Here is a 25,463-nt window from a genome sequence, read left to right on the forward strand (position 1 = left end):
GAAAGCCTAGCAATGCTAACTGAGCTATCTGTATTTTAGGGCAAGGCTATTTCAATGTCGGCCTGTTTACGCTGGCCGACCGGGATCGAGGTGATCCAGCGCCTTCAGCACTGCGCCCACGTCCATCGACAGGTATTCGCCGAGGCGGAGGATGTCGTTGACCTGGGCGCGGCTGTCTTGGCCGAGGGGCTTTCTCGACACTGCTGCCTGTTTGAGCAGGGCAAACACCTGGCGGTTGAGGTGCTGGTAGTACAGCTCCTGGGGGCGCTCCAACGAAAGGCCCAGGTTGAGCTGCTGACCCAGGTTCACCAGCCGCCCCAGCCAATCCACATCGGCGGCGAGGGATTCTGTGGGTGCCTGGTTGAGGATTTGCCACACCGATCGCCCGATCAGCCGCTCCAGCATGGGCTTGGCCGCCGCCAGCGAGAGGGAAGCATTGCAGGTGCTGGCTTCGGTGGCGATCGCCTCCAGCTCATTCAGGTAATCCTCACCCTGGCGCAGGGGGCTGGCGGCGGGGTCGCTGGTTTCGCGCTCCAGGGCTTGCAGCACCTCCATCGCCCGGTGGCTGAGGGCAATATCTGCCGCCACTTGCAGCTCCTTGGGTACGGGCAGGCCGTCGCGGTGGAAGGCGCGCAGCACGCCGTAGTTGTCGCGGTAGACCTGGGCGTAGAGCTGATCGAGGCGCAGCAGGGTGTCCTGGGAGAGCAGGCCCATCATGCGGTGGCGCTCTTCGGCAAACAGGTCTTGCAGGCCGTAGGTGTGGGGGCCAAAGGCGCTGTTGATGGCGAGAATGACCTGGGCGGCGCTGGCCTGCCCAAGGCTGTCAAAGACGGCGGCTTTGGCCCGGGTGTAGGCAAGGCGCGATCGCACCGTGGTAATACCGCAGTGAAAGTCCCAGCCGCCCAGATGCACCACGGCAAAGGCCAGGTTGAGGCTCTCGCGGGTGATGGTGGAGGTGATTTCGACCTGGCCCACGGCCAGAGACATTGGCCCCATGCGCTGGCGGCGGTAGTCGTGCTGCTCGACGGTGTAGCAGTAGACGGTTTGCTCGCGGTGGTAGTCGGTGAACAGCGATCCCATGGCGTAGTGGGCCACCACCTGCTCCAGGGAAATGCGAGAGGGCTTGACCAGCGTTTTGTAGACCCCGGCCCCATCCTGAAAGTCGGTGACGTTGCTGGGGGCATGGCCGAGGCGCTGCACAAATTCCTGCTCCAGGGCAATCCCCGCTACTTCGCCCGCCAGCTCCATGGCGCGGGCAGCGTAGCGCAGAATTTGGGTGCCCTCGGGGCGGGAGAGTTCTTCAAAGAACCAGCCGCAGCTGGTGTACATAAACAGGGCGTGGCGCTGCATTTCGAGCAGTTGCAGGGCGGTGACCCGCTCGACGGGGGAGAGCTTGCGGGTTTGGTGGGCTTTAAAGAAGGCGCTGAGGCTGGCGGGGCTGCGATCGCCCATCACCGCCACGTAGGCATCCCGCGCTGCCCAGGGGTCGCGCAGCAGGGCCGCCCCGTGCTCTTCGTACACGGCCACGAGTTTGTCGCGCAGCCAGTCGAGGGTATCGCGCAGGGGCCGCCGCCACTGCTGGTGCCACTCGCCGCCCCCGCCGCAGCCGCAGTCATCCTGCCAGCGATCGACGCCGTGGGAGCAGCTCCAGGCGGTGACGGGCTTGAGTTCGGCTTCCCAGGTGGGCGGGTGGGTGGCCAGGTAGTGGGCGTAGTTGGTCACCGTCCAGCCCTGGCGGGGAAACTCTTCGGTGACGGCGTAGGCCAGGGCTTTTTCGGCCCCGCCCCGGTGGTGGCCAAAGGTTTCGCCGTCGGTGGCCACCGAAATCAGCTGGAAGGGGCGGTGGTCGCCGTGGATGGCCTGACCGATGCGGCCGACAAAGTGCTGGGACGAACTCAGCACGTCGTTAAAGCCCATGTCGCGGGAGATCGGGCCGTCGTAGAAGAAAACATCTACGTAGCGGCTGGGATCAGGCGTTCCATCGGCGTGCTTGAGAAAGCAGCGATAGGGACGGCTGGGATCGATCTGGCCGCCGCCCACTTCTTGCCAGCTGTCGCGCTCGCCGTTGTAGCTGACCAGCGGGCGGCAGCGCTGCACCTGCGACGGGGCCAAAATGGTGAACTTGATCCCCTCGGCGTGGAGCACGTCCAGGGTGGGGTAGTCGATCGCGGTTTCGGCCAGCCAAATGCCCTCGGGCTGGCGGCCAAAGCGGCGGCGAAAGTCCTCAATGCCCCAGCGCACCTGGGTGACTTTGTCGCGCGGCTTGGCCAGGGGTAGAATGATGTGGTTGTAGACCTGGGCGATCGCGTTGCCGTGGCCGCTGAGCCGCTGGCAGCTGTTGCGATCGGCGTCGAGAATGCGCTGATAGGTCTCCAGGTCGTAGCGCTCCATCCAGCTCAGCAGGGTGGGGCCGAGGTTAAAGCTGATGTACTCAAAGGTATTGACGATGCGCACCACTTCGCCGCGATCGTTGAGAATGCGGGCGTAGGCGTTGGGCCGGTAGCACTCGTGGTGAATGCGCTCGTTCCAGTTGTGGTAAGGGGCAGCGCTGGGCTGCTTTTCGATCGCGTCCAGGTACGGGTTCTCGCGGGGCGGCTGGTAGAAGTGGCCGTGGACGCAGACAAACACCCCCGTGCTAACGGCGGGGATCAAGCCGTCGTGGGGGCCATCATAGGAACCTTGGGCCGCAGGAGCAGCCTGCAATGCCGAATGCTGGAGTGAATCAGCCATAGGAGAAAAATGAGTGAGGAATTGAAGAAATCCTGAGCGCAGCCGCCAGCTTAGCGTTAGCTGGGCAGCCGCCGGGGATCGGGTTTTAGAAAAACTTGGGGCCGGGGATCGCTGCTCTGGGGGCGATACGGCAGATTGGTTAAGCGCTAAAAAGCCAAAATAAATGCCGCAGGATTACCTGGGGATCGATTGGAACAGCGATAGCAGCATGGGGGCTAAGGGGGGACCGACACAATCGCCAGGTTTGCTACCCATATTGACAATAGCTTTGCTGATTTTAACCCGCTTTTGAAAAACAGTCGGTCGCGCTTAATCTCCGTTGATGTTTCTCAAGTAGGGGCAAGGCAAATGCCCTACGTTCAAAATTATGGCAACCAGGCGATCGACCCATCCATCTTAAAGGGGAAGAAGAGTGGTGAACTTAGTGAGACTTTCCTAAAGACTGGGCGCATCTAGAGATTGGGGGACTACCAACCAAAGCTAGCGATCCCCCTAAATCCCCCTTAAGAAGGGGGACTTTGAAGCGGACTCAGGCTCCCCTTTTTAAGGGGGCAGGGGGGATCCCCTAGTCGTTGCATACGCCCCTAGAGACTGGTGGTAGGGTTGATCCAGACCATGGGTAGGCCCCATATGCCGTGCTTTAAGAAGCGATCGCCCCGGGGCTTAAAGCCTACCTTTTGATAAAAGCCCACCGCTGCCTCAGCGGCGTTGACCGTGACTGTGTCTAAGTCAACGGTGCACTGGCTAAACAGCGATCGGCCAATGCCCTGGCCAGCAAATTCTCGGCGGACGAACAACAACGACAGATGGTTGCCGCGCTTAAAGGCAATGAAGCCAACGACCACCCCATTCCAGGTAGCGACGCGCGTTTTTTGGTCGCTTAAAATTCGCTCTCTCAGCTCGTCTGGATGGCAGAGCTGGAGCCATTCAGCCACGCTGTCGGGGGTGCCGTCGGTGAGTTCCCACAGATCGGCAGCCGCCCACAGACATCCACTAATGGCGTATTCGTCTCCTAGCTGGGGCCGTCCATAGGCGATCGGAGTCATGCTATCCGCCCAATCCCCCCTGGGGCAGTACGACAGTTACCGTGGTGCCCTGCCCCGGCTGGCTGTCGAGGTGAATGTGGCCCCGGTGGGTGTCGACAATCACCTTGGCGATCGCCAGCCCCAGCCCCGTGCCCTGATCCCCGCTGCGCAGCCGCGAGGGGTCGGCCCGGTAGAAGCGATCGAAGGCGTGGGCGATCGCCTTCTCGTCCATGCCAATGCCGGTGTCCTGCACCGTCACCTGCACCCCCGGTTGGCCCTGCTGCTTGGCGGGCTTTACCGTTACCGTCACGGTGCCGCCGTCGGGGGTGTACTGCACGGCGTTGCTGATCAGGTTGGTGAATAGGCGGGTGAGCTGGCCGGGATCGCCCAGAATTGTGGAGCTGGCGGTGGGGGCCATGGGCAGATGCTTGGTACCGGAGCGGTGTTTGCCGGAGCCATCCCCAGGCAGCTCAACCCGCAGGGCAATCTGCCGTTCGGCGGCCATCACCTGCTGCTCTTCCACCACCTCCTCCAGCAGACCCTCCAGGCTGAGCGAAGCGGGGGTCAGGGCAATCAGTCCGCTCTCCTGGCGGGCGAGAAACAGCAGGTCGTCCACCAGCCGCCCCAGCCGCCGGGTCAGCCGCTCAATCACCTGAAACTGCTGCTGCTGAATCTCCACGTCGGGGTCGGGGTCCGACAGCGCCACCTGGGCGTTGGTCTGGATCACCGCGATCGGGTTGCGCAGCTCGTGGGAGGCATCTGCGGTGAACTGCTTGAGCTGTTGGTAGGAGTCGCGCACTGGAGCCATGGCGATCCCCGAGAGCAGCCAGCCGATCGCGGCCACCGCTCCCACCATCAGGCTGGTGCCCAGGGCCAGATCCAGAATCAGGCGGCGGCTGGGTTTTGTCACCTCAAACCAGGGGTGACTGACCCGCAGGTAGCCCAGCACCTGGCCGTCGGCCTGCACCCGCTCGGTAATCTGGCGAAAGAATGTGTCTACCCCCACCTGTACCGTTTCGCCCGCTGGGTTGACGTGCAGGGGCACCGGCTGGAGATCCGTAAAGGTAGACCACAGCAATTGGCCATCGGGGCCAAACCACTCCAGGTCGATGTGGTCGTCTTCAACGGCGCGGGCGTTGTCGCGAAAGCTGGCCTCAACGTTGACCCGCAGGGGTGAACTACTGGCCCTAGCGGTGGCGAAGAGGTGATCCCCGGCGGTGTCGGGTTCGATAACGAGCGATCGCTCCACGATCTCCACCACATGGTCGAGGGTGTCATCCACCCGCTCCACCAGGGTAGTGCGCACGTAGAGGTAAAATCCGCTGGCAAACAGTAGCAGCAGCACCGCCGTCACCGCCGTATACCAGAGCGCAAGCCGCCGCCGAGTCGCCTGAAACATAGACCCCTAGGGCAATCTTTGAATGACAAAGTTCAAAATTAATTCGGCCATTTCTATCGCCTGTCGAGCATCCTCTTCTTCAGGTTCAAGGGTATCTGAGGGGTAGCGAAACTCCGTGGCGTAGGGCGTTAACGTATCAGCGGCATCATCCCATCGCCTGAACTCTGAATCAAATTGGCAGCAGAGATCGAGCAAAACATCCAAGTCGTGCGTTTTGGGAAAGCCTGCACCCTGGTGCACAAGATAAGCTTTCAGCGCCTTCTCCGCCGACTGCTGACAATGGTAGGCAACATTTTCAAGTAATAGCTCTTTGAGAAGCACCCTGGCTGATTGCAAATCTCGTCTGCTGATGGTCAGCCATTTCTCCACCTCCGCTTGCCTAGCCTCAGCCATATAAAACTTTTCCCTGGCGAAGCGCTTGACAGACTAGGGAACTAACCACGTTCTTTTTGCGCTCGACCTCTTCGCGGGTCATCACCAAAATATCTTTAGGAATCCCCAACCCTCGTAGCGCTTTGTAGGCAACTCGCGCTCGCCGATAGCGGGGCTCGTCGGACTGCGAAACAATGACCAGCAGGTCGATATCGCTATCTTCATTGGGTTCGCCGTAGGCGTAGGAGCCAAACAAAATGATCTGCTCTGGCTGGAGGGCAGTTACTAGCCGCTGAGTTATTTGATGGAGTTGTTCAGTGGTTAGCTGCTGCACTTAGATTCACCCACATATTGAGACAGCCCCAGGTTTTTCTGCGGGGCTGCGATCGCATCTGCTGCAATGTTTCAATCCTAAACCAAGCGCAGACTGAATCTGCCATACAACAGCTCAAAGCGGCTACCCTGGCAATGGCCCCCATGCGATCGTGCTGTGGTAGATACCTCCCAGACTCAGGCAAAGGCAGCTCAATCCCGACGACGAGGCAAAGGCAAAGAGGACACAACAGACCAAGCTCCTCCGCTCACTCGCAAACAAGAGCGGGCGAAGAAGCGCCAGGCCCAAAAGGCGCGTAAGGCCTTGATTCAGTACCTGTCGGCCACGCTATTCGCGGCTGGGCTGATTGGGGTACTGCTGGCGCTGCTGGGGGAACCCAAGCTGGGGCTGGCGGCGGTGGTGGCGATCGCATGCCTGGCCCTCTCCTTCAAATACCCGCGCCAGGCCATCTACGGGCTGATTATCTACGTGCCCTTTAGCGGCACCATCACCTACGCCCTGGGGGGCAGCGGCATTTTGCAGCTGGCCAAAGACGCCATCTACATTCCAGCGCTGATTGGGGTGATTCAGTTTTGCCGCCGCACCAGGCAGCCGCTGATTATTCCACCCATGATCAAGATTCCGCTGCTGACGCTGCTGGGGCTGTGCAGCCTCACTCTGCTGGTGGTGAATGGCGGGCAGCAGCTCGATGCGGCGGCGGGGGAAGTGCCGATTTTAATTGGGGTGCTGGGGCTGAAGGTGCTGATCGGCTACGTGCTGATTATTCCCTGTATTTATTACCTGCTGCGCGATCGCGAAGACGTTTACTTTCTGCTGCGCCTGCAGGTGATGCTGATCTTGGTCTGCTGCGGACTGGGCTTTATCCAGTTCTTAATGCTCAAAACGGGCATTTGCCAGGGTACCGTCGGCGAGGGCGAAGATCTATTTAAGGCGTCGCTTCAGGCCCGCTGCTTTGTCGGTGGGTCGCTGCTGTATTCCCCCTCCCAGGGGCAGATTCGGCTGCCGGGCACGTTCAATGCGCCCTGGCAGTGGGGCTGGTTCTTGATCTCCAGCGGCTTTTTTGCCTTTGGTACGGCTTTTAGCGATCGCAGCCCGATCTGGCGTCTGGTCGGCCTGTTCTCTCTGGGTGCGGTGGGGGTAATGGCGGTGGTGTCGGGGCAGCGCATCGCCCTGGCCCTGGTGCCGGTGACCATCGTCGGCCTGCTGATTCTCACCGGGCAGGTGGCCAACCTCAAGCGCTTTTTGCCGGTGGGAATTGGTTTGGCCATTATTTTGACCGTGTTTGTGGTCAAAAATCCGGTGGTGGTGGGTGAACGGGTGGCCAGCTTTCAGGCCCGCTGGGCCGCCTCGCCGCCCCAGGAGTTTATTGTGCAGCAGTTTCAGTGGGCGCAAAAGCAGCAGCAGGGCATTTTGGGCCGGGGGGTGGGCCGCGCTACCAACGCCGCCCGCATTTTTGGCAAAACCGAGCTGGTCGAGACCTACCACCCCAAGCTGCTGTACGAAATTGGCCCCCTGGGGCTGCTGGCGACGCTGGCGGTGTATCTGACGCTGACGGTGGCCGCCTTTAAAGCCTACCGCTCGATTAAAGACCCCAACCTGCGGGGCTACGGCGCGTCGATGTGGGTGTTTGTGCTGTTTATCAGCATTTTTCCCTACTACTATCCGCTGGATGTGGATCCGGTGAATGTGTACTACTGGCTGGCGGCAGGCATTGTGCTGAAGCTGCCGGAAATTGACCAGCGCGAGCGCTTGCAGCAGAAGCTGGAGAGCGCCAGAAGTCGCCGCAAACTCACCAAACGCGAGCAAAAGCAGCTCCAGCAGGAGACAATCGTGTTTGAGTAGATCGGCTGGATGGAGCCGACGTCGCTGACCCGTTCGCTTAACTTAACTCGCCCTGGGGGGAAGGGGCGTGGTAAAACTCAGGGAAAGCACAAGCGAATTATGTAGTACGCTTGAACCAAGCTAGACTGTACTCTCTTGCATCAATGGTTCTTACGGAGACAGCCCCATGGCACAGGTAAAGGGTAATAGCGCGATCGCAGAAGCAGAAGCCCCAGATAGTCTGGAGGCAGATACCTCCGCTGCGATCGCTGACGACGGCGAAGACACCGCCGTAGATGCGGTCGATGCTGAGCAGATTGACGATCTGTTCAAAGACCTCAAGACCCTGCTCAGCACCGTAGAGAAACTGCAAAAAGCCCGTCAGGATGTGGGCGACATCAAGCCCCTGATTCTGCGGCTGCTCGATGGTGAGCTGCTCTCCGGCGACGAGCTAGAAGAACTGCGGGGCGGCATTGGCGGCCTATCCAAAATCCTCAAGCTCTACAACGACTACCAAGTCGCCCTGGAGCGCGCCCAGCCCGCTCGGGCCATTCTCGATCAGCTCCTGAAAGCCTGAGGATTTGCAGAGCGTCATTCTAAGTTTCTGGACTCTGGCCGATCGCAAGGGGGCAATGGGGCTGGGGAACCAGGGGAATTGGAGCGATGGCCTGATTTCCGTCCAGCCGCACTGGAATGCTTCGCCTGTTTTCTGACGTTTGTGCCAGTGTTGCGTCCGGCTGTCAGCGGTTGAGCTATGTCGCCAAAGGATCTGGGGCATTTAAACCGAACCCCCGCTGCAGAGGTCGCGATCGCCGCCCCAGACGGCATCGCCACAGATCTGGCCGCATTGTGGATGCTGTTTGAGGATGAGGACGCTCGGCAAGAGGCGATCGCTGCCTACGGTCCTATTTCCAGCGCTACCCTACAGCGGGCTAAAGGCTGGGCCATTTTGTTTGGCGTGGTGCTGCTGGACACGGGCTTGATGGATTACCCCCGACAAGCTGCGATCGGCGAGCAAACCCTGCGCCGCATAGCCCAGGACGGAGAAAGTCGATCCTAGTGCCCATTCGGAATTCTCACTGCGAAAACCTCAATTTCCCGTAGGGTGTCATTAGGCGGCCCGCAGCTTCTGTAACCAAACGACCAGCCACCGCCCCGCCGTAATGCACCGCTTACGATAACGGGGCCATCCTTAAGAAGAAAGTCCCCCAGCGGTGCATCGCTGCGCGGATGCACCCTACAACCGTGAGGATGCGGGAAGTCGGCTACCGCCCGTTCCACGCCGCCGCCGCATCGCTGACGGCTGTATCGACGGTTTTTTGGCCCAGCATCGAGGCCTGCAAGTTGTCGTAGATGATCGACTGAAGCTCCTTAATGCCATCCATCGCTGGCACCAGCACCTCGGCCTGATTCATCTGTTTGGCGCTAACCGCGCGGGCCTTGTCCACGCCTTTGGTGCCCTCGGCGGCGAAGTAGCTGTCCTTCAGCGCGCCTGCGGTGGAGGGCAGCACGTTGGCGGCTTTGGCGAAGCTGAGCTGGTTGGTGTCGTTGGTGACGTAGAGGGCAAAGTCCAGGGCGGCATCGGGCACATCCGTAGCGGCTGGAATCACCACGTTCATCACGGCGACGTTGGTTTTGCCGGTGTCGCCCGTAATTTGGGGGCCGCTGCCGGTGACGGCGGCAATGTCGGGCGCGTTGGCCTCAATGGTGGGAAAAAATTCGGCCCCAGTTGACAGCAGCGCCACTTCGCCCGACTGGTAGAGGTCGATCGCGCGGCGGTGGCCCTGGGTCAGCACCTCCTGGGGCAGCAGTTCCTGCTGGTAGAGGTCGGTCCAGTATTGAAATACTTTTCGGCCTTCAGGGGTATCGAAGGCGGCCTGGCCCTGGTCATCGACTAGGGTGGCCCCCATCTGCACAAAGGATTGCAGCACGTCGGCGGAATCTTCGGGCACAAAGGTGGTGAAATAGGCGTACTTGCCGGTTTTGTCTTTCACCTGGCGGGCGACCTCGGCCAGCTCGGCGTAGGTGGTGGGCGGCTCCACCCCGGCCGCTTTTAGCAGGTCCTGGTTGTGCAGGGTAACGTTGGTGGTCAGGTACCAGGGCAGGCCAAAGCTCTGGCCGTTGAGCGTGTTGGCCTGCCAGATGTTGGGCAGGTAGACCTGTTTAGCCTCGGCAGAGACCTTATCGTCCAGGGGCATCCAGGCCTTGCGGCTGGCCAGCTGAGCGGCAAAGTCGGGGTTCAGGTTGACCACATCGGGGGCGGTACCAGCGGTGACGGCGGTGAGAATCTTGCTCTGCATGTCGGCCCAGGGCACATCGACCCAGCGCACGGTGATGCCGGGGTTTTGGGCTTCGTAGTCGGCGATCAGCCCGTTGAAGTAGTCGGTGAAGTCGGGCTGGAGCTGCATGGTCCAAAACTCGACTTCCTGGCTGCCATCGGCGGCGGGGGCGGTGGCCGTGGGTTGCCCGCTACCGCAGGCGACCAACCAGCTCACCATCAGCCCCAGCAGGGCAAACAGACCAAAGCGGGCGTAGGGACGACGTCTCATGGATTTTCCAGGGATAGGGCTACCGCAAACAGTCGATCTCACTCAGCCATGCGCCGGGGGCGCTGACGAGCCAATTGATTGCAAACCTCCATTCGGTCAGGACTGGCTTGACGCAGGGGCTTGCACTGCAATCCCCTGCCAGAGGAGGCCGCCAGTCAAAGATCTCAACCAAATCAACGGCTGCAATACGGTTGTTCATTTTCCCTCAAAGTGGGCGGCATTGGTGGAGCGACATGACCAGTCAGCTAAGAATTTGTTCCTTATTTCCTTTTAGAGGATGACCTGTACCTGCTCGGCGCAGGCGATCGCCCGCTCTTTAGCCTCCTCCACCGTGTTGCCCAGGGCCAGGGCCACCCCTAGGCGGCGGTTGGGGTGGGCCACGGGTTTGCCAAACAGCCGCACCTTGCTGGTGGGTACCTTCAGCGCTCGATCTAGACCGGCATAGTGGGGATTGTCGCTATTGCCGGGGGCCAGAATCACCGCCGAAGCCCCCGGCTGCACCATGGTAATTTCTCCGATGGGCAGGCCCATAATTGCCCGCACGTGCAGCTCAAACTCCGACTGGTGCTGGCTCACCATCGTTACCATGCCGGTGTCGTGGGGGCGGGGGCTGACCTCGCTGAAGTAGACCGTCTGGGGCTGATCTGGACTTCCGGCAATAAATAGCTCCACGCCAAACAGGCCCCAGCCCCCCAGGGCATCGGTGACGGCTTTGGCCATCTCCTGACAGGCGGCCAGCGTGTCGGGGTGCAGGGCGCAGGGCTGCCAAGACTCGCGGTAGTCGCCCGCCTCCTGGCGGTGGCCGATTGGGGGGCAGAAGTGGGTGCCATCGATCGCCCGCACGGTCAGCAGGGTGATCTCGGTGTCAAAGGGCACAAAGCCCTCGACAATGACGCGATCGCCCTTGCCCCGGCCAGCTTCCCCGGCGTACTTCCAGGCGGCCAGCACCTCTGATTTGTCGCGCACGGTGCTCTGGCCCTTGCCCGACGAACTCATGATCGGCTTCACCACGCAGGGCAGGCCGATCGCCGCGATCGCCTCCAAATACTCCGCCTCGGTGCCCGCAAAGCGAAAGGGCGAAGTCTTCAGGCCCAGTTCCGCCGCCGCCAGCCTGCGAATGCCCTCGCGGTTCATGGTCAGCTGGGTGGCCCGCGCCGTGGGAATGACCCGCCAGCCCTCGGCCTCCAGCGCCACCAGGGTATCGGTGGCGATCGCCTCCACCTCCGGCACAATTAGCCCGGGGCGCTCCTGCTCGACCACCCGCCGCAGCGCCGCGCCGTCCAGCATGTCGATAACGTGGCGGCGGTGGGCTACAGCCATGGCCGGGGCATGGTCGTAGCGATCGACGGCGATCACCTCCAGCCCCAGCCGCACCGCCTCCAGGGCCACCTCTCGGCCCAGTTCGCCCGACCCCAGCAGCAGCAGGAGCTGGGCATCCTCGTTCAGCGGTGTACCCAGGGGCGGCAGGGAAGCAGTCATGGTCAGTTACTCCAGGGGTAAAGAAAGATCGCTACAAAGCAATATTTTCTCAATATTAAGTGCTCACTTTTCAGAATTGTGTGTAACATCGCTGGTGATACCGGGCCGTCGGTTGCTCGATATTCCCTCGGGAGCAGGGGGCCAACCATTGGGTGCAGGATCAGGAGATGCGTTCTTGTCTGTCTTCATAGACTAGAAAACTATCGCTTAAACAAGAAAAGTGGAAAAACTGAATTAAATTGTGTACCATTCGTTAGCACTTTTCCCCCAGGGATAATTGCAGGGCCGTTCAATCCCTCCTAAAGCTGCCTAAATCAGGCCTTTTGCAGGGGTGAAAATGGGCTCGTTTGGGTCTGCTTGGTTGTCGTTAAACCGGGCAGGTTTTCTGGTTACCCACCTGTTTTTCGGATACTGCCGTGGATAGTCTCAAAGCCATTTTTAGTCGCAAGCCTCGGGGAGTTGGTATTGAACTCACCCCCGAGAAAGTTAACTTGGCCCGCCTGAAAAAGCAGGGAACTGCCCTTAAGTTAGAAACCCTGGCTTCGGTAGAACTGGCCGAGGGCGTCTACGAAGAGGGGCAAATTTTAGACACCGCTGCCATGGCCGACGCCATTCAAACGGTGCTCGCCGAGAGCAAGCTCAAGGTCAAGCAGGCTACAACCGCCATTCCGGGGCGAGCGATTACCCGCGTGATTCCGGTGCCCGCCGAGCTGGATGACGAAGAGCTCAGGGAAATGGTGCTCAACCAGGAGGCCAGCCTCTATCTGCCCTTTCCCCGTGAAGAGGCCGATGTGGACTATCAAAAGCTGGGCTACTTCGTTGATGAAGACGGCATTGAAAAGGTGCAGGTGCTGCTGGTGGCGGTGCGCAAAGACCTCACCGACCCCTACATCGAGGTGTTTCAGCAGGCGGGGCTGATGCTCAACGTGCTGGAGACCTCCAGCTTTGCCCTAATTCGCACCATCCGAGAGCAGCTGCGGCAGTTTACCCCCCAGGAAGCCGCCGCCGTGGTCGACATCGAGTTTGAGAACACCGAAATTTCCATCGTGGTGGACGGGGTGCCCCACTTTTCGCGCACCGTGCCCATCGGCACTTTTCAGATCCAGAGCGCCCTCAGCCGCGCCATGAATCTGCCCCCCTCCCGCAACACCGAGCTGCTCCAGGGCATGACAGTACCGATTCAGACGATGGACACCGTGGGCGCGCCCCAGATGGGCAACACCAACCCTGGCACCACGGCCATGCTGCGGGTTTTGGGCGAGCTTTCCGACGAACTGCGCCGCTCCATCGACTTTTACCTCAACCAGGGGGAAGACATGGAGGTGGCCCAGCTGCTGCTGGCCGGACCAGGGGCATCGATTGGGCAGCTCGACGAATTTCTGGCCCAGCGGCTCAGCCTGCCCGCCAGCCAGATTGACCCGATTTCGGCTCTGTCTTTGGAAGTCGCTGAGGACATTCCTGAGAGTCAGCGGGCTGGGTTGGCGACGGTGATTGGCCTTGGCCTGCGGGAGGTATAGCTATGTACGGTCTTGATATCAATTTCCTGAAGGACCGCGAGGTTCGGGTCTTTGAGGCTAGGCCCCGAGCTCGGGGGGGTGGGGCGGTGGCCCAGAGCGATCGCCAGGCGCTGTACTTAGGTGCAGCGGCGGCGCTGGTGCCCCTGGCCCTGGTGGGCGGCTTTTGGGCCGTAACCCGAGGCCAGGTGAATCAGCTCCAGGCCCGCAGCGCCGCCCTGGATGCCGAAACGGCGCAGCTGCAGGGTCAGCTTCAGGAAATCAGCGGCATTCAGGGGCAGATCGACCTGGTCAAGGCCGAAAATAACGCGTTTGTCTCGGTGTTTAACGAGATTGTCCCCTGGTCAGCCCTACTGCAAGACATCCGCACCCGCACCCCGGCCAGGGTGCAGATTGTGAGCCTGAATCAGACGCCGGGCGCCCCCCTGGAGGTTGACCCCAGCGTTGTCCCGCCGCCAGCGGGGGGCATTTCCATTGAAGGGGTGGCCTGCTCCTACGACGGCGTCAACGACTTTGCCCTGGTGCTTCAGCGATCGCCCCTGCTGCAGTCGCAGACTGTAGCGATTAGCGAGGCTCAACAGCAGCCCACCCTGCTGGACCCTCAAACCCAGGGGCGCTGCCCGGGCACGGCGGTAGGCGACCCCGACTATTTAATCGACTACACCATTGGCGCCAACATCACCAGTACCCCGTCCTCGCAGCTGATCGATGAACTGGAGCGCCAGGGGACGGTCGGTTTAGTAACTCGCCTTCGGGCCCTGAGAGAAAAAGGAGTGATCGAATGACCGCGACAGGTGACTTCCTTCCCGGTGAAGATAACCAGGGCCTAGAGCAGGTAGGGCCGACCTATCCTACGGCTTTTGGAATTGAGCTGACGCCCAGGGTGCAGGCGCTGGCCATAGGTGTGCTGGGCCTGGTTGGAGCCTTCGTGCTTTACAACTTTGTGGTGAAACCCGTGCAGGAGCAAAAAGTTGCCCTGGAAGCGGAGGTGGCTCAGAAGCAGGCCCAGGTTGACCAGCAAAAGGCCAGCCTGCAAGATCGAGCGGCCCTCCAGGCCCAGCTCAATTCGGTCCTTGAGCAGCGGGTTGGCATTTACAGCCTTTTAGGCACCCCCGAGACCATAGATACGCTGCTGCTCGACATCAACCAGCAGATTCAGAACAGCAATGCCGCGATCGCCGATGTGCTGCGCGCCGATCCCGCCCGCCTCGACAATGCTCAGCTGGCGGCCCTAGGCCTTACCCGCGAACAGGTTCAGCGAGTCAAAACTGAGTTTTCTGGTAGCCCTCAGCTCCAAAAAATGCTCTACACCTCCGAGCTGCTCAGGTTCAACCCCAGCCCTTCGGTGCTGGTTACCGATGGCCCTGCCGAGCTCAACGGCAAATTGGAGCGCTACACCGTAGATGTCTCGATGCGGGCACTGTTTCCCCAAACGCTGAGCATCATGCGCAACATTGAGCGCCTAGAACCGCTCATCATCATCAAAGACGTGCAGCAGAGCATTGCGCCGCCGCCGGAGGGGGTCAGCGAAGAGCAGCTCCTGGGCGTTAGCCGCCTGCTGTTGACCGACTTTACTCTGCAGGTGCTGGTGCCCGTTGGCGACCCCAGCGTAGCCCCGCCGCCGCCTGCCCCCGAAGCCCCTGCTGATGGGTCAGCTCCTGCCGACGGGGCAGCCCCCGCCGATGGGTCAGCCCCTCCTGAAGGGGGTTAACTCAGCCCTTTGGAGCCCCATGTCCGCTGCCACGCCGTGGCTCAAATCTACCCACCTAGCCCAGTTAAACCCCGCGCGGCCCTGCCGCATCTGTGATGGAGGAGTGAACCGTGAACCGCCTGATGAACCTGCACCCGATTTTGCTTGGCAGCACCCTAGTTGCCCTGGCTGCCCAGCCTGGCTTAACGGCCCAACCTGGCTTGACCAGTATTACCAATGTCCGCCTTAACCCCACCGCCACCGGGCTAGATCTGGTGTTTGAAACCCAGGGCGGCGATAACAGCAACGTTTTTACCGTCAACCAGGGCAACAGCCTGGTTGCCGACATCACTCGGGCTCAGCTGAATCTGCCCAGTGGGGAAAGTTTTACCCAGGCTAATCCTGCCCCTGGCATTACCCAAGTCTCAGTCGTTCCCCTCGACGCCAACAGCGTTCGGGTGACCATAGATGGCGCCAGCGAGGCTCCCGTGGGCGAGGTGGCTTCTAGCGGCGATCGCGTCGTACTGTCCATCCATAACGATGGCGGCACCGCCCAGGCGCCAACCCCCGTGCCTGACGAGCTGGTGACCGTCCCTGGCCCCGCCGCAGATGCCACGGTAGCCCAAGCAACTCCGGCTCCGGAGGCCTCTCCAGAGACCTCTCCCCAGGCGGCCCCAGAGGTGCCAGCCTCGGCCAACCCCGACGTGCTGGTGCCCAACCCCGAGATCACCATCGACGGCAACCCGGTCCCCCGCCCCCAGGTGCAGCAGGCTCCGCCTTTCTTGCCCCGCGCCGTTGCGCCCCCGGTGGGCGATATTTCCGTAGCCGAGGGGGTGCCCTCTTTTAACAGCATCAACCTGGGCAGCAACGAGCGCATTCCCAAACTGCTGCTGCGCGATGCCCCCGCCCGCGAAGTGCTATCGCTGCTGGCTCGGGCGGCTGGGCTAAACCTTGTCTTTACTCCTGGGGAAGCCGCCGCCGCTGGCGCTCCGGGACAGCCGGAGGTCAATACCAGTGCAGACGGCCCTCCGGTCAGCCTAGATATTGAAAACGAATCGGTGCAGGATGTCTTTAACCACGTGCTGCGAGTCACTGGCTTGCAGGCCAACCGCGTAGGCCGCAGCATCTATGTGGGTTCGTCGCTGCCCGTTTCCGCTCAAAATATTACGGCCCGCACTCTGCGCCTAAATCAGGTTGACTCCACCGTCGCGACAAACTTTTTGGTGGCACTGGGGGCAGAGAGTGCCGTCAGCCGCGAGCGACTGGTCACCAACGTCAACGCAGTTGCGGTCGAAGATGGGACTCCCCCCATTACCCAAACCCAGACCTCGACGGTGGACCAAGTTGAAGTCAACCGGGTTGACTACCAAGATAGCCAGGGCATTCTGCGGGGGTTGCAGGTGGTCTCTGACGAGCGCACCAACTCGGTCACCCTGGTGGGCCGAGCCGACCTGGTGGCGATCGCCACCGAGCAGCTCACCCGCATTGACCTGCGGCGGCGGCAGGTGGCCGTCAATGTCAGGGTCATTGACATCGACCTCAACTCCCTCGATGCCATTGGCACCAGCTTCTCGTTCCGAACCGGATTGTTTGGGATACTCAACTCCGGCGGTCTAGGCATTCTCAATATTGGTGATGGGCGTACGCCATCAACCTCTAATCCATCTACTGTTCCCAATACATCACCCATTTTGCCACGGCCTTTAGGCGGTCCTGGAGCTAATGCTACGTCCGATAATTTTCTACTTCAGCTGTTAGGTGCGGTGCAAAACGGCAACGGTAAAATCATTACCGACCCAACTCTTATTGTTCAAGAGGGTCAGACCGCGACCGTTCAGCTGACGCAGCAGGTGGTTACCAACATCACCTCGACCGTTGAAACTACCCCCAGCGGCAACATCACAACCCAGGAAATTGAGCAAGACCCAGCGGGCCTGATTCTGCAAATTGATGTCAATCGTATTGATGACAATGGGTTTGTGTCTCTGTCGGTGGCTCCCAGTATTTCGGCTCCGACCGATACCTTTACCGACGGTCAAGGCAATACATTCTTCCTGCTGTCTGAGCGGCAAATTAGCTCTGGCCAGGTGCGGGTTCGCGACGGGCAAACCCTGCTGCTGTCGGGTATTATCCAGGAGTCGGAGCGCAACAGCGTCACGAAAGTACCCATCCTTGGAGATATTCCCATCCTGGGTGCCCTGTTCCGCAGCTCAACCGTCGATAGCCAGCGCCGCGAGCTAATTGTGCTGCTGACCCCGCAAATTTTGGATGACTCAGATCAGTCGGCCTTTGGCTACCAGTACACCCCCAGCGAAGAAGTTCAAGATATTTTGGAAAATCGAGGTAATCAGCAAAGGCAGTAGCTTTTGCCCACAAGTCGAAAATTTCAGCGATGGGCTAGACCAGGCGATCTGTTTGCCTGGGTGAGCAGGTGAATCAAAAGAGCAGGTGCGAAGCATAGGGCACCTGCTCTTTTTTTACGCTGGACGCGATCGGCCGCAGGACCCGGTTGTCAAGCTGCGGCATGGTCTAACCCATGGGTCACTACTGAATAAAATAAGATCCATACATGATGTAGTCATCGTTTTGGAGCTTGGTTTCGTCGGTGTAAAACGCTATTTCCATAGAGGTTGTAGCGCCGTTGGCATCGACCTTAGGCATCAGCTTGATGTACTGGTTGCGGGTGTCGTAAAAGCTGGGGTCGGCCTCAAGCCTGAGCACGTAGCCACCCTCCGTGCTGACCAGGGTATAGGCGCTAGTCTGCCCGCTGCCCCACTGCACCTGGGTGGGGGTCAGGGTCATGGGGCCAAAGGTAAGCAGCACGTTGCTGAGGGGCTGCCACTCGTGGATGAGGGTGTTGGGCAGAGCCGCCGAAGGGGTGTTTGAAGGGGCGGCTGGAGTTTTCTCGGGGGTTTTCTCTGGAGTTTTTTCGGGGGCCGTCTCCGGGGCCGCCTGCGGTTTTGGAGGCGGGGCTGCGGAGGTATCGGGAACTGAGTCTGCGGGAACGGTCGGATCGGGGGGAATGCCTTCGGTCGGGGGCGGCGTATTGGGCCGACACCCCGCGATCGCAATTCCTGCCACCCCGGCTAGCACCCACCCCGCCAGCACGGGATAGCGCTGAAGCGGCGGCTGGGGAGGTTTTGCGACCATACTTGCACTCCAAAGCAATACTCTGGTGTCATAGTAGCGTTTCGCTGGCTTTTCGATAGGGCTTGTTTTGGGCCTCCAAGGGCAGAGCTAAGCCAGCGCACTGGGGGCGAAGGCGGGCTTTTTTTAAGATGGGATGCTGCGGCGATCGCTGAGGTGGGTAAAGTAGATGCAGTATCACCCTGGGGCAGGAGTGCGGCTGAGTCTAAGGTTGTGGCGCCAGCGACTTGTATATCCCAGGTGCGATCGCTAAAGTTGGGGTGAACCTAAGGAGATAGGGCGATGGCTCAAACGGTTCAGGCGACAGCAGTAGCGCCGACAACAGAAACCCAGCCCGACGTCGAACTGCGCCAGGTGCTAAAAACCTTTGGGGCAGAGGTGGCGGTGCGCCAGCTTGACCTGAGGGTGCAGCCAGGCGAATTTTTTAGCATTCTAGGCCCCTCTGGCTGCGGCAAAACGACCATCCTGCGCATGATTGCGGGCTTTGAAAGCCCCACCGCTGGGGAGGTGCTCATTCAGGGGGCCAACGTTAGCCGGGTACCCGCCCACCGCCGGCCCGTCAACACCGTGTTTCAGAGCTATGCCCTGTTTGACCACATGACCGTCAGAGACAACATTGCCTTTGGCCTCAAAATTCGCCGCATGGGGTCGGCCCAGGTGCGCGATCGCGTTGCCGAGGCCCTGCGGCTGGTACGTATGGAGCCGATGGCCAATCGCTATCCGGCTCAGCTCTCCGGCGGGCAGCAGCAGCGAGTTGCCCTGGCCCGCGCCCTGGTCAACCATCCTGCGGTCATGCTGCTCGACGAGCCCCTGGGCGCTCTAGATCAAAAACTCCGCAAGCAGATGCAGGTGGAGCTCGCCAACCTGCACCGCCAGCTGGGCATAACCTTTATTATGGTCACCCACGATCAAGAAGAAGCCCTGTCCCTCTCCAGCCGCATCGCCGTGATGAACAACGGCCAGATCGAGCAGGTGGGCACCCCCAGCGATATTTACGACCGGCCTCATACTCCCTTCGTAGCCGACTTTATTGGCGATACAAACCTGTTCCCAGGCCGCGTCGATCGGGTTTACCCTGCCCAGGTTCAGGTCACCACCGAAAGTGGGCTACGGGTACTGGCCCCGGCCATGACCCCGGCGGCCTCCCCCCTGCAAAACATTGTGGTGAGCGTGCGCCCCGAAAAAATCAACCTTAGCCTCAGCGCTCCCGGCAGTGAGGGGAACTGCTACCAGGGCCAGGTCAGCCACTTGATGTATCTGGGGACCCACCTGCACTGCGTGGTGCGCCTCAGCTCCGGCGAAGCCCTCACCGTACGCCAGCCCAATCGAGCCGAGGGGGCACTGGCGGTGGATACCCCTGTCTATGTGCACTGGGCCGCCGCCGACTGCCTGGTGCTAGACGCCGCCTGACGAGAATAGAACAATGCCCTGCCTGAAGAGAGTCTCAACTGTGATCCCGCCGCCCGCCGCCCCCGCATCCGTCCGGAGCACACCGTCAGATCGACCTCGTATCCTGAGACACTAAAGACAGACCGGGAATGCTTCCATCTCACCGTCCCCTTGCCCACCGAATCAGCCACCTGGAGAATACCGTGTCCGCAAAGCGACCCCTAACTTCCCCCCCCTCGCGCCGTCCAGCCCTGAGTCGGCGGCGATTTTTGCAAGGGTCGGCGGCGGTTATGGCTGGCCTTGCTGCCGCCAACTGCCGCCAAAATTTGGCCGGACCGCCCGCTGGGGGCGGTGGGGGCGATGGCAGCCTGCATATCTACACCTGGGCCAACTACACCGATGACGGTTTGGCCGCCGCCTTTACGGAGCGCACGGGCATTCCGGTGGTGATCGATATTTTTGACTCCAACGAGGTCATGCTGACTCGCCTGCAGGCGGGTGGCGGCGATGCCTACAGCATCATTTACCCCTCCGACTACATGGTGTCGGAAATGATCGACCTAGGCCTGCTCACCGAGCTAGACAAGGAGCGCCTCAGCGGTCTAGAAAACCTTAAGGCCAAGTGGAGAAACCCTGCCTACGACCCCGACAACGCCCACAGCGTCCCCTTTTGCTGGGGTACCACTGGCCTGCTCTACAACCGTGAGGCCGTTCCGGGCACCCCCACCGACTGGGATTTTCTTTGGAAAAACCAGGCCGCCCTCTCCCGCCGCATCACGATGCTAGATGACATGCGCGAAACCCTGGGGGCCACCCTCAAGTCGCTGGGCTATTCCTACAACTCTAACAACCCGGCGGAAATTGAAGCCGCCTACAAGCGCCTGCTGGAGCTCAGACCTGACATTGCCGCCTTTAAGACTACTGGCTTTGAGAACGAGCTGCTGGGCGGTGACCTGAGTGTGTCGATGGCCTACTCTAGCGATGCGATCGCCCTCACCCTTGAAGACAACCGGATGGAGTACATTATTCCCGCCAGCGGAGCCTCACTGTGGACCGATACCCTGGCGATTCCGGCCACCGCCCCCAACCCCGACGCCGCCTACCAGTGGATCAACTTTCTGCTAGAGCCTGAGGTGGCGAGTGCTGCCGTAAAGCGTCTGTTGTTTGCTACCGCCAACCAGGCAGCCTTTGACCGTTTACCCGCAGAAATTCAGGGTAACGAAGACCTCTATCCCTCCGAAGCGATCCTGGCCAAGAGTGAAGGGATCGTTGCGGTGGACACGGCCAGCACCGACCTGTTTGACCAATTTTGGACCAAAGTTACCAGCGCCTAGCGGGAAAAGTAAGGAAGTGAGGGGATGAGGGAATGGGGGGATGAAGGGATGGGGGGATGGGGGGAAATTAGGATTCTTACTGCCTTCGCCTTCCTCACCCTCCCCACCTTCCTCACCCTCCCCACCTTCCTCACCCTCCCCACCTTCCTCACCCTCCCCATGGCTCCTATCTCCTCCCCCAAAATCCCCTGGGCTGAGCGCCTCGCCCCCCGCCGCTGGCTGGGGCCGGTGGTGATGCTGGGACCGGCGGGCGTGTGGCTGCTGTTGCTGCTGGTGCTACCTACCCTGCTAATTCTGGAGATTAGCCTGGTGCCGGGACTGCGCCTGGGGCAGCCCAGCGGGGGCTACGGGCTGGGCAACTACCTGCAAATTTTGCAGCCGGTGTACCTGCGGGTGATTGGGCGATCGCTGTCCTTTGCGGTGGGTTCTACGCTGCTGTGTCTGGTGCTGGGGTTTCCGGTGGCTTACTGGCTGGCGCTGATGTCGCCCCAGCGCTGGCGTAACCTGCTGCTGGTAGGGTTCATTTTGCCGCTGTGGACCTCGTCGCTGCTGCGGGCCTACGCCTGGACGGCAATTTTGCGCCCCAGTGGCGTACTGAATACGATCTTTACAGCGGTAGGACTGCCTGCCCAGGCCTGGCTCAATACCCCTACGGCGGTGTTTATTGGCCTCACCTACAGCTTTTTGCCCTACATGGTGCTGATCCTCTACGCCTCGCTCGAAAAACTCGACACCCGTCTCCTAGAGGCCGCCGCTGACCTGGGCGCTACGCCTTTCCAGGGGTTTTGGAAAATTACCATACCTCAAGTTCTGCCTGGCATTGCCGCCGGGAGCCTGCTGGTGTTTATCAGCACCCTGGGCGATTTTGTGGTGCCGACCCTGCTGGGCGGGGCTTCGTCGATGAATATTTCGCGGCTGATCTACAACCAGTTTCTCGGCCCTACTCGCGCCTGGGGGTTTGGCTCGGCCCTTAGCATGCTGCTGATTCTGGCGGTTAGCCTGTCGATCGCCCTCCTGCTTCGCTACGGCGACAAAAGCACCGTCACCGAACCCTCCTAACGTCCACACAAACTCCATTCCAAAAAACATTGCGCAATTGCTCTGCAAACGCACCCTCCCCCATCACCCCTCACCTTCCCCATCTCCCCTCCACCCTCACTCCCCCACCCCCATGCCCGCCGCCCGCCCCGTCACCTGGCCCAGCCTCTTCTCTGCCCTGATGTACGCCTTTATGTACTTCCCCATCATTGTGCTGGGGGTGTACAGCTTCAATGACTCCCGCTACAGCGCCAGCTGGGAGGGGTTTAGCCTGCGCTGGTATAAGTCGCTGTTTAGCGATCGCCGCCTGCTGTCCGCCCTGCAAGACAGTCTTACGATCGCGATCGTGGCGGTGTCTATCTCGGCGGTGCTGGGCACCCTGATGGCCGTTGGCCTGGCTCGCTATCGATTTCGGGGCAGAGGGCTGTACCGGGGGGTGTCGTACCTGCCGCTGATTGTGCCCGACATTGCGATCGCGGTGGCCACCCTGGTGTTTTTGGCGTCGGTGGCGATACCGCTCAGCCTGGGTACGATTATTGCGGCCCACATGGTCTTTTGTCTGGCCTACATTGCGGTGGTGGTATCCAGTCGGCTCCAGCAGCTGGACCCCAATCTCGAAGAAGCCGCCCTCGATCTGGGGGCCACTCCGACCCAGGCGCTTCTCAAGGTGCTGATTCCCCAGCTGGCACCGGGTATTATCGCGGGCTGCCTGCTGGCCTTTGTGCTCAGCATGGACGACCTGCTCATCTCCAGCTTTACCGCTGGGGGAGGGGCTAACCCGCTGCCAATCGAAATTTTTAGCCGGGTGCGAACTGGCGTTAAGCCCGACATCAACGCCCTCAGCGTAGTGCTAATTTTAGGCTCGGCCCTGCTGGCGGGTCTGGCAGAGTATGTGCGCTACTGGGGCGATCGCCGCCAGCGACAGGCACAGTGATTTGCCCTGCCGGGCTCAAGCGGAGGGAACAAAACCCTGTATCCCACTATCTAGGGGAGAGGCTGCCGCTGCCCTCAAGATAGTCCTGGCTGGAGGAAGCTTCGGCTAACCGCTGCCTTGGTGATTTAAACCACGTCTTTGGCTGTTGTCAATCACCTCCAGACAACTTCAGGATCATGCCCGGGTGGAGGCTGTATCACGGTTAAATTGGGAACCTCAGGCGATATTGGGTATAGCCTCAAATTGTTCAGGTTGTCGTCATGCCCCAATCCACCAGCCAATCCCTTAAAGCCCTTGTCGATCAAATTTTTTCTGAGCGCCGCATTAGTCGTCAGGTACAGCGAGAACTGATGGACGTGCTGCTCAGCCAGCCTACCCTCAGCAATCAGGATCACGCTACGGCCCAGCGGGTGTTCGACGCCATCCGCCAGGGGCGGCTGCGGATTGTCGACTAGCACCGACTCCCTCAGCCCAATGGCTGAGGAGGCAGGCAGGGTTAGTTCTCCCGTTCAGTTCGTTTAGATACCCACATTGAGCGATACTGCTCGTTTACTCCTGCGGTTAGAACGTGGGCATATCGCAGCTGCCCCAGGGATGGACCTAGGCTCAGTGAGCCGGCCCAGTGGCAGACCGAATGGTCTTTTCAGGTCTTGCTTTGGCAGCGAGATTCAGCACTGAGGCTATTTGGGCCAGCGCTGCAACCAAACTTAGCAGGAGACCCATCGTTATGGCTTCTACCGACAAGCGAGCCGTAGGCATTTTCCCAAGCCGCACCCAAACCGCATCGGCCCTCCAGGCGCTCAGCGATTCTGGCTTTGACCTGGGCGATGTGTCAATCATTGCTCAGGATGCCAGCCGCCAAAGCCATATCGCTGGCGTGACCGTCAAAGATGAGATTACCAATCAAGCTGACACAGGTGGAGCGGTTGGGGCGGCCACGGGCGGCTTATTGGGCGGTGTCACCGGGCTGCTTGTAGGCTTAGGCACCTTGACGATCCCAGGCCTGGGACCCACGATACTGGCCGGTGAAGCGGCGGTCATACTTTCTACCGTGATAGGCGGTGCGGCTGGGGCCGCTGCGGGAGGCTTGGTGGGCGCTCTAATTGGGCTGGGTATTCCAGAGCACCGGGCTAAGCAGTACCACGATCGGGTGGCCCAGGGCGGCTATCTGGTCATGGTGAAAGGAACCGAGCGGGATCTGGCGCGAGCTGAGCAATCTCTGCGAGCGGCTGGAGTCGAAAATTGGGGCGTCTATGCTGCGGCTGATGCATCTCCCCGGGTGCAGCCGATGGGGCGTCCTGCCGCGATCGCTGCCCCTGGGCACCTCGGCCCCGACAATTTGAAATCTCTAGAAGATGTGCGCGATCGCCGCCGCAATTTTCGCGAATTCTACGACGGCTCCGGCGATGAACCTCAGCGCCCGCTTCGGGGTGAATATCAGCCCGCCAGCGATCGCGCCTATGCCCAACAGGACGATCGCGTTGATCGCGATCGCCCCCAACCTTACGACCGCGAAGTGAGTGTTGACCGCGATCGCCCCTACGGCCAAGACGATCGCGTTGATCGCGATCGCCCCTACGAACAACAAGAAGAGCACTATCAGGCGACGGGGCTACCCCACTCCTCCAATCCTCTTCAGGTGGTGGGAGTTGCTGCCGATCAGTCTGCTCCTCAACCAGATCTTTCAAGGACTGATCCGCCTAAGACAGTTGACGGAGAACAACGACTAGTAGGTGTCTTTCTCAGCCGTCAGCAAATGGAGGAAGCTCTGGCTCAGCTGCGGCAAACCAACTTTGCAATGCATACGCTTTCGATGGCGGTACGCGAAACGGAGCCCGTTGACCAGCAGCGTAGAAACCAGGGCGGCCACTCGCTGGCAGGGGCTACCCGCCTGGCGGCAGGCCTCGATCGCGTAGTGCTGCCTGAGATTGGCACCTTACTGGTCATGGGACCTGATGCTGGCGCTTTCGCAAACACCTTCTCGGGCGATCGAGATCGGTCAGAGGCAATGCCGAGAAACCGTGCAGATAGTTTGGGCATCGCTCCCGAATCGGTTCATCTGTATCGCCGTCATCTCACCGATGGAGCCTATATAGTGACCCTGCGAGGCCATAGCCAGGAACTGCTGCAAGCCTCTTCTACCTTAGGGAAATGGGGCATGCGGGACTGGGGCATTTACGACGTCTATTACCGCTAATGCCACAGGCAGATTCGGGTTGATTCGGCAGCTTGGTTGGCCTGAAGCAAAATGCACCCCCGGCTGACTGACAAAACCCTTGAAACCCTTATACTGCGCAACTTCCCCCAACTTTATGGTTGTGCCACGGCGCAATCATGCGGTTTTCTGCTTTGAAAGGGGCATCAAATGGGTATCTATAACTTGACCGCTAAATCGAGAACTACGGCAATAGCTATTCTCAATTAAAAATAGATTTTTCGAGCAGGCATGGATGTCACTAGCTAAGCAAAAAAGATAAGCGTCCCTAGAGCTAGGCTAACTGAGCGAAGCCGTTCGTTCTGCGTTTCCTCAAGATAGAAAAGCAAAACTCACCCAAGATATTTCCTAACCCCATTGGGACGACTACTGCGCCAACAACTCCGCTCAGGGGGCGGTTGGGAAAAAGTAGGTCAGCTAGATTTTACATTGCCTGAATGACTTAGAGAGAGCGTAAAAGCTGTTTCAATACTGCGGCTGCTTTTGATTATGC

The 25,463-nt window shown here is 60.2% G+C and carries 21 protein-coding genes; 13 read left to right on the plus strand and 8 right to left on the minus strand.

Features of this window, described 5'->3' with window-relative positions:
* Positions 1–66: 66 nt before the first annotated feature.
* From LEPTO7104_RS0119275 to LEPTO7104_RS0119295, 5 genes are all read right to left on the minus strand, one after another.
* Positions 67–2,730 carry a DUF3536 domain-containing protein gene (locus LEPTO7104_RS0119275; protein WP_017300223.1) on the minus strand — a complete coding sequence of 888 codons (2,664 nt, stop codon included), beginning with the start codon at positions 2,728–2,730 and terminating at the stop codon, positions 67–69.
* Positions 2,731–3,314: 584 nt separating this feature from the next.
* Positions 3,315–3,776, minus strand: a complete 462-nt coding sequence (locus LEPTO7104_RS0119280) for a GNAT family N-acetyltransferase (protein ID WP_017300224.1) — start codon at positions 3,774–3,776, stop codon at positions 3,315–3,317.
* A gap of 1 nt (position 3,777) precedes the next feature.
* The gene (locus LEPTO7104_RS0119285) at positions 3,778–5,154 is read right to left on the minus strand and encodes a sensor histidine kinase (RefSeq protein ID WP_017300225.1); all 1,377 of its coding nucleotides are present in this window, start codon (positions 5,152–5,154) and stop codon (positions 3,778–3,780) included.
* Between the two features lie 6 nt (positions 5,155–5,160).
* Positions 5,161–5,547, minus strand: a complete 387-nt coding sequence (locus LEPTO7104_RS0119290) for a HEPN domain-containing protein (protein ID WP_017300226.1) — start codon at positions 5,545–5,547, stop codon at positions 5,161–5,163.
* Positions 5,540–5,860 (minus strand): nucleotidyltransferase domain-containing protein, encoded by a 321-nt coding sequence (locus LEPTO7104_RS0119295; protein WP_017300227.1) that lies wholly within the window; start codon positions 5,858–5,860, stop codon positions 5,540–5,542. The genes LEPTO7104_RS0119290 and LEPTO7104_RS0119295 overlap by 8 nt, the downstream gene beginning before the upstream one ends.
* Positions 5,861–6,016: 156 nt before the next feature.
* On the opposite strand from LEPTO7104_RS0119295, the gene hpsL reads away from it, so the two are divergent.
* The 3 genes from hpsL to LEPTO7104_RS0119310 all read left to right on the plus strand — a co-directional run bounded on the left by hpsL (position 6,017) and on the right by LEPTO7104_RS0119310 (position 8,741).
* Positions 6,017–7,702, plus strand: a complete 1,686-nt coding sequence (gene hpsL, locus LEPTO7104_RS34580; protein ID WP_017300228.1) for a hormogonium polysaccharide biosynthesis protein HpsL — start codon at positions 6,017–6,019, stop codon at positions 7,700–7,702.
* Positions 7,703–7,868: 166 nt separating this feature from the next.
* On the plus strand, positions 7,869–8,258 hold the full coding sequence (locus LEPTO7104_RS0119305; RefSeq protein ID WP_017300229.1) for a hypothetical protein: 390 nt from the start codon (positions 7,869–7,871) through the stop codon (positions 8,256–8,258).
* A gap of 177 nt (positions 8,259–8,435) precedes the next feature.
* Positions 8,436–8,741, plus strand: a complete 306-nt coding sequence (locus tag LEPTO7104_RS0119310) for a hypothetical protein (RefSeq protein ID WP_017300230.1) — start codon at positions 8,436–8,438, stop codon at positions 8,739–8,741.
* 205 nt (positions 8,742–8,946) lie between these two features.
* Here the strand turns inward: LEPTO7104_RS0119310 and LEPTO7104_RS0119315 are convergent, their stop codons facing one another.
* Positions 8,947–10,230 carry an ABC transporter substrate-binding protein gene (locus tag LEPTO7104_RS0119315; protein ID WP_017300231.1) on the minus strand — a complete coding sequence of 428 codons (1,284 nt, stop codon included), beginning with the start codon at positions 10,228–10,230 and terminating at the stop codon, positions 8,947–8,949.
* Positions 10,231–10,500: 270 nt separating this feature from the next.
* Complete coding sequence (gene purT, locus LEPTO7104_RS0119320; RefSeq protein ID WP_017300232.1) at positions 10,501–11,709, minus strand: formate-dependent phosphoribosylglycinamide formyltransferase; 1,209 nt, start codon at positions 11,707–11,709, stop codon at positions 10,501–10,503.
* A 416-nt stretch (positions 11,710–12,125) separates the two neighbouring features.
* Between purT and pilM the strand changes: the two genes are divergently transcribed.
* From pilM to LEPTO7104_RS0119340, 4 genes are all read left to right on the plus strand, one after another.
* Positions 12,126–13,226: a type IV pilus assembly protein PilM gene (gene pilM / locus LEPTO7104_RS0119325; RefSeq protein WP_017300233.1), complete on the plus strand. Its 1,101-nt coding sequence runs from the start codon at positions 12,126–12,128 to the stop codon at positions 13,224–13,226.
* A 2-nt stretch (positions 13,227–13,228) separates the two neighbouring features.
* Positions 13,229–14,008, plus strand: a complete 780-nt coding sequence (locus LEPTO7104_RS0119330) for a PilN domain-containing protein (protein WP_017300234.1) — start codon at positions 13,229–13,231, stop codon at positions 14,006–14,008.
* The gene (locus tag LEPTO7104_RS37180) at positions 14,005–14,934 is read left to right on the plus strand and encodes a hypothetical protein (protein WP_017300235.1); all 930 of its coding nucleotides are present in this window, start codon (positions 14,005–14,007) and stop codon (positions 14,932–14,934) included. The genes LEPTO7104_RS0119330 and LEPTO7104_RS37180 overlap by 4 nt, the downstream gene beginning before the upstream one ends.
* Before the next feature lie 110 nt (positions 14,935–15,044).
* Complete coding sequence (locus LEPTO7104_RS0119340) at positions 15,045–17,276, plus strand: AMIN domain-containing protein (protein ID WP_017300236.1); 2,232 nt, start codon at positions 15,045–15,047, stop codon at positions 17,274–17,276.
* A gap of 181 nt (positions 17,277–17,457) precedes the next feature.
* Here LEPTO7104_RS0119340 and LEPTO7104_RS0119350 read toward each other — a convergent pair whose 3' ends face one another.
* Positions 17,458–18,063 carry a hypothetical protein gene (locus LEPTO7104_RS0119350; RefSeq protein ID WP_026072858.1) on the minus strand — a complete coding sequence of 202 codons (606 nt, stop codon included), beginning with the start codon at positions 18,061–18,063 and terminating at the stop codon, positions 17,458–17,460.
* A 279-nt stretch (positions 18,064–18,342) separates the two neighbouring features.
* Here LEPTO7104_RS0119350 and LEPTO7104_RS0119355 point away from each other — a divergent pair, with 279 nt between their 5' ends.
* The 6 genes from LEPTO7104_RS0119355 (at position 18,343) to LEPTO7104_RS41250 (ending at position 24,952) form a co-directional block, all read left to right on the plus strand.
* Complete coding sequence (locus LEPTO7104_RS0119355) at positions 18,343–19,470, plus strand: ABC transporter ATP-binding protein (protein WP_017300238.1); 1,128 nt, start codon at positions 18,343–18,345, stop codon at positions 19,468–19,470.
* Between the two features lie 182 nt (positions 19,471–19,652).
* A complete protein-coding gene (locus tag LEPTO7104_RS0119360; protein WP_071527282.1) occupies positions 19,653–20,783 on the plus strand; it encodes a polyamine ABC transporter substrate-binding protein in 1,131 nt (376 codons plus the stop codon).
* 159 nt (positions 20,784–20,942) lie between these two features.
* Entirely contained in the window at positions 20,943–21,842 is a 900-nt protein-coding gene (locus LEPTO7104_RS0119365; protein WP_026072860.1) for an ABC transporter permease, read from the plus strand.
* A gap of 112 nt (positions 21,843–21,954) precedes the next feature.
* Positions 21,955–22,755 carry an ABC transporter permease gene (locus tag LEPTO7104_RS0119370; RefSeq protein WP_017300241.1) on the plus strand — a complete coding sequence of 267 codons (801 nt, stop codon included), beginning with the start codon at positions 21,955–21,957 and terminating at the stop codon, positions 22,753–22,755.
* Between the two features lie 260 nt (positions 22,756–23,015).
* Positions 23,016–23,210, plus strand: a complete 195-nt coding sequence (locus tag LEPTO7104_RS0119375; RefSeq protein ID WP_017300242.1) for a hypothetical protein — start codon at positions 23,016–23,018, stop codon at positions 23,208–23,210.
* Between the two features lie 272 nt (positions 23,211–23,482).
* The gene (locus LEPTO7104_RS41250) at positions 23,483–24,952 is read left to right on the plus strand and encodes a general stress protein (RefSeq protein WP_017300243.1); all 1,470 of its coding nucleotides are present in this window, start codon (positions 23,483–23,485) and stop codon (positions 24,950–24,952) included.
* Positions 24,953–25,463: the final 511 nt, after the last annotated feature.

It is taken from the genome of Nodosilinea nodulosa PCC 7104 (genome assembly GCF_000309385.1).
GTDB lineage: Bacteria > Cyanobacteriota > Cyanobacteriia > Phormidesmidales > Phormidesmidaceae > Nodosilinea > Nodosilinea nodulosa.

What these genes read in the sequence shown, in the direction of transcription:
- LEPTO7104_RS0119310 (WP_017300230.1), top strand. Translation starts at nt 8,436, where the DNA reads ATGTCGCCAAAGGATCTGGGGCATTTAAACCGAACCCCCGCTGCAGAG.
- LEPTO7104_RS0119350 (WP_026072858.1), bottom strand. Translation starts at nt 18,063, where the DNA reads ATGGTCGCAAAACCTCCCCAGCCGCCGCTTCAGCGCTATCCCGTGCTG.
- LEPTO7104_RS0119330 (WP_017300234.1), top strand. Translation starts at nt 13,229, where the DNA reads ATGTACGGTCTTGATATCAATTTCCTGAAGGACCGCGAGGTTCGGGTC.
- LEPTO7104_RS0119290 (WP_017300226.1), bottom strand. Translation starts at nt 5,547, where the DNA reads ATGGCTGAGGCTAGGCAAGCGGAGGTGGAGAAATGGCTGACCATCAGC.
- LEPTO7104_RS37180 (WP_017300235.1), top strand. Translation starts at nt 14,005, where the DNA reads ATGACCGCGACAGGTGACTTCCTTCCCGGTGAAGATAACCAGGGCCTA.
- LEPTO7104_RS0119280 (WP_017300224.1), bottom strand. Translation starts at nt 3,776, where the DNA reads ATGACTCCGATCGCCTATGGACGGCCCCAGCTAGGAGACGAATACGCC.
- LEPTO7104_RS0119370 (WP_017300241.1), top strand. Translation starts at nt 21,955, where the DNA reads ATGCCCGCCGCCCGCCCCGTCACCTGGCCCAGCCTCTTCTCTGCCCTG.
- purT (WP_017300232.1), bottom strand. Translation starts at nt 11,709, where the DNA reads ATGACTGCTTCCCTGCCGCCCCTGGGTACACCGCTGAACGAGGATGCC.
- LEPTO7104_RS41250 (WP_017300243.1), top strand. Translation starts at nt 23,483, where the DNA reads ATGGCTTCTACCGACAAGCGAGCCGTAGGCATTTTCCCAAGCCGCACC.
- LEPTO7104_RS0119305 (WP_017300229.1), top strand. Translation starts at nt 7,869, where the DNA reads ATGGCACAGGTAAAGGGTAATAGCGCGATCGCAGAAGCAGAAGCCCCA.
- LEPTO7104_RS0119315 (WP_017300231.1), bottom strand. Translation starts at nt 10,230, where the DNA reads ATGAGACGTCGTCCCTACGCCCGCTTTGGTCTGTTTGCCCTGCTGGGG.
- LEPTO7104_RS0119275 (WP_017300223.1), bottom strand. Translation starts at nt 2,730, where the DNA reads ATGGCTGATTCACTCCAGCATTCGGCATTGCAGGCTGCTCCTGCGGCC.
- LEPTO7104_RS0119285 (WP_017300225.1), bottom strand. Translation starts at nt 5,154, where the DNA reads ATGTTTCAGGCGACTCGGCGGCGGCTTGCGCTCTGGTATACGGCGGTG.
- LEPTO7104_RS0119355 (WP_017300238.1), top strand. Translation starts at nt 18,343, where the DNA reads ATGGCTCAAACGGTTCAGGCGACAGCAGTAGCGCCGACAACAGAAACC.
- LEPTO7104_RS0119365 (WP_026072860.1), top strand. Translation starts at nt 20,943, where the DNA reads ATGGCTCCTATCTCCTCCCCCAAAATCCCCTGGGCTGAGCGCCTCGCC.
- LEPTO7104_RS0119375 (WP_017300242.1), top strand. Translation starts at nt 23,016, where the DNA reads ATGCCCCAATCCACCAGCCAATCCCTTAAAGCCCTTGTCGATCAAATT.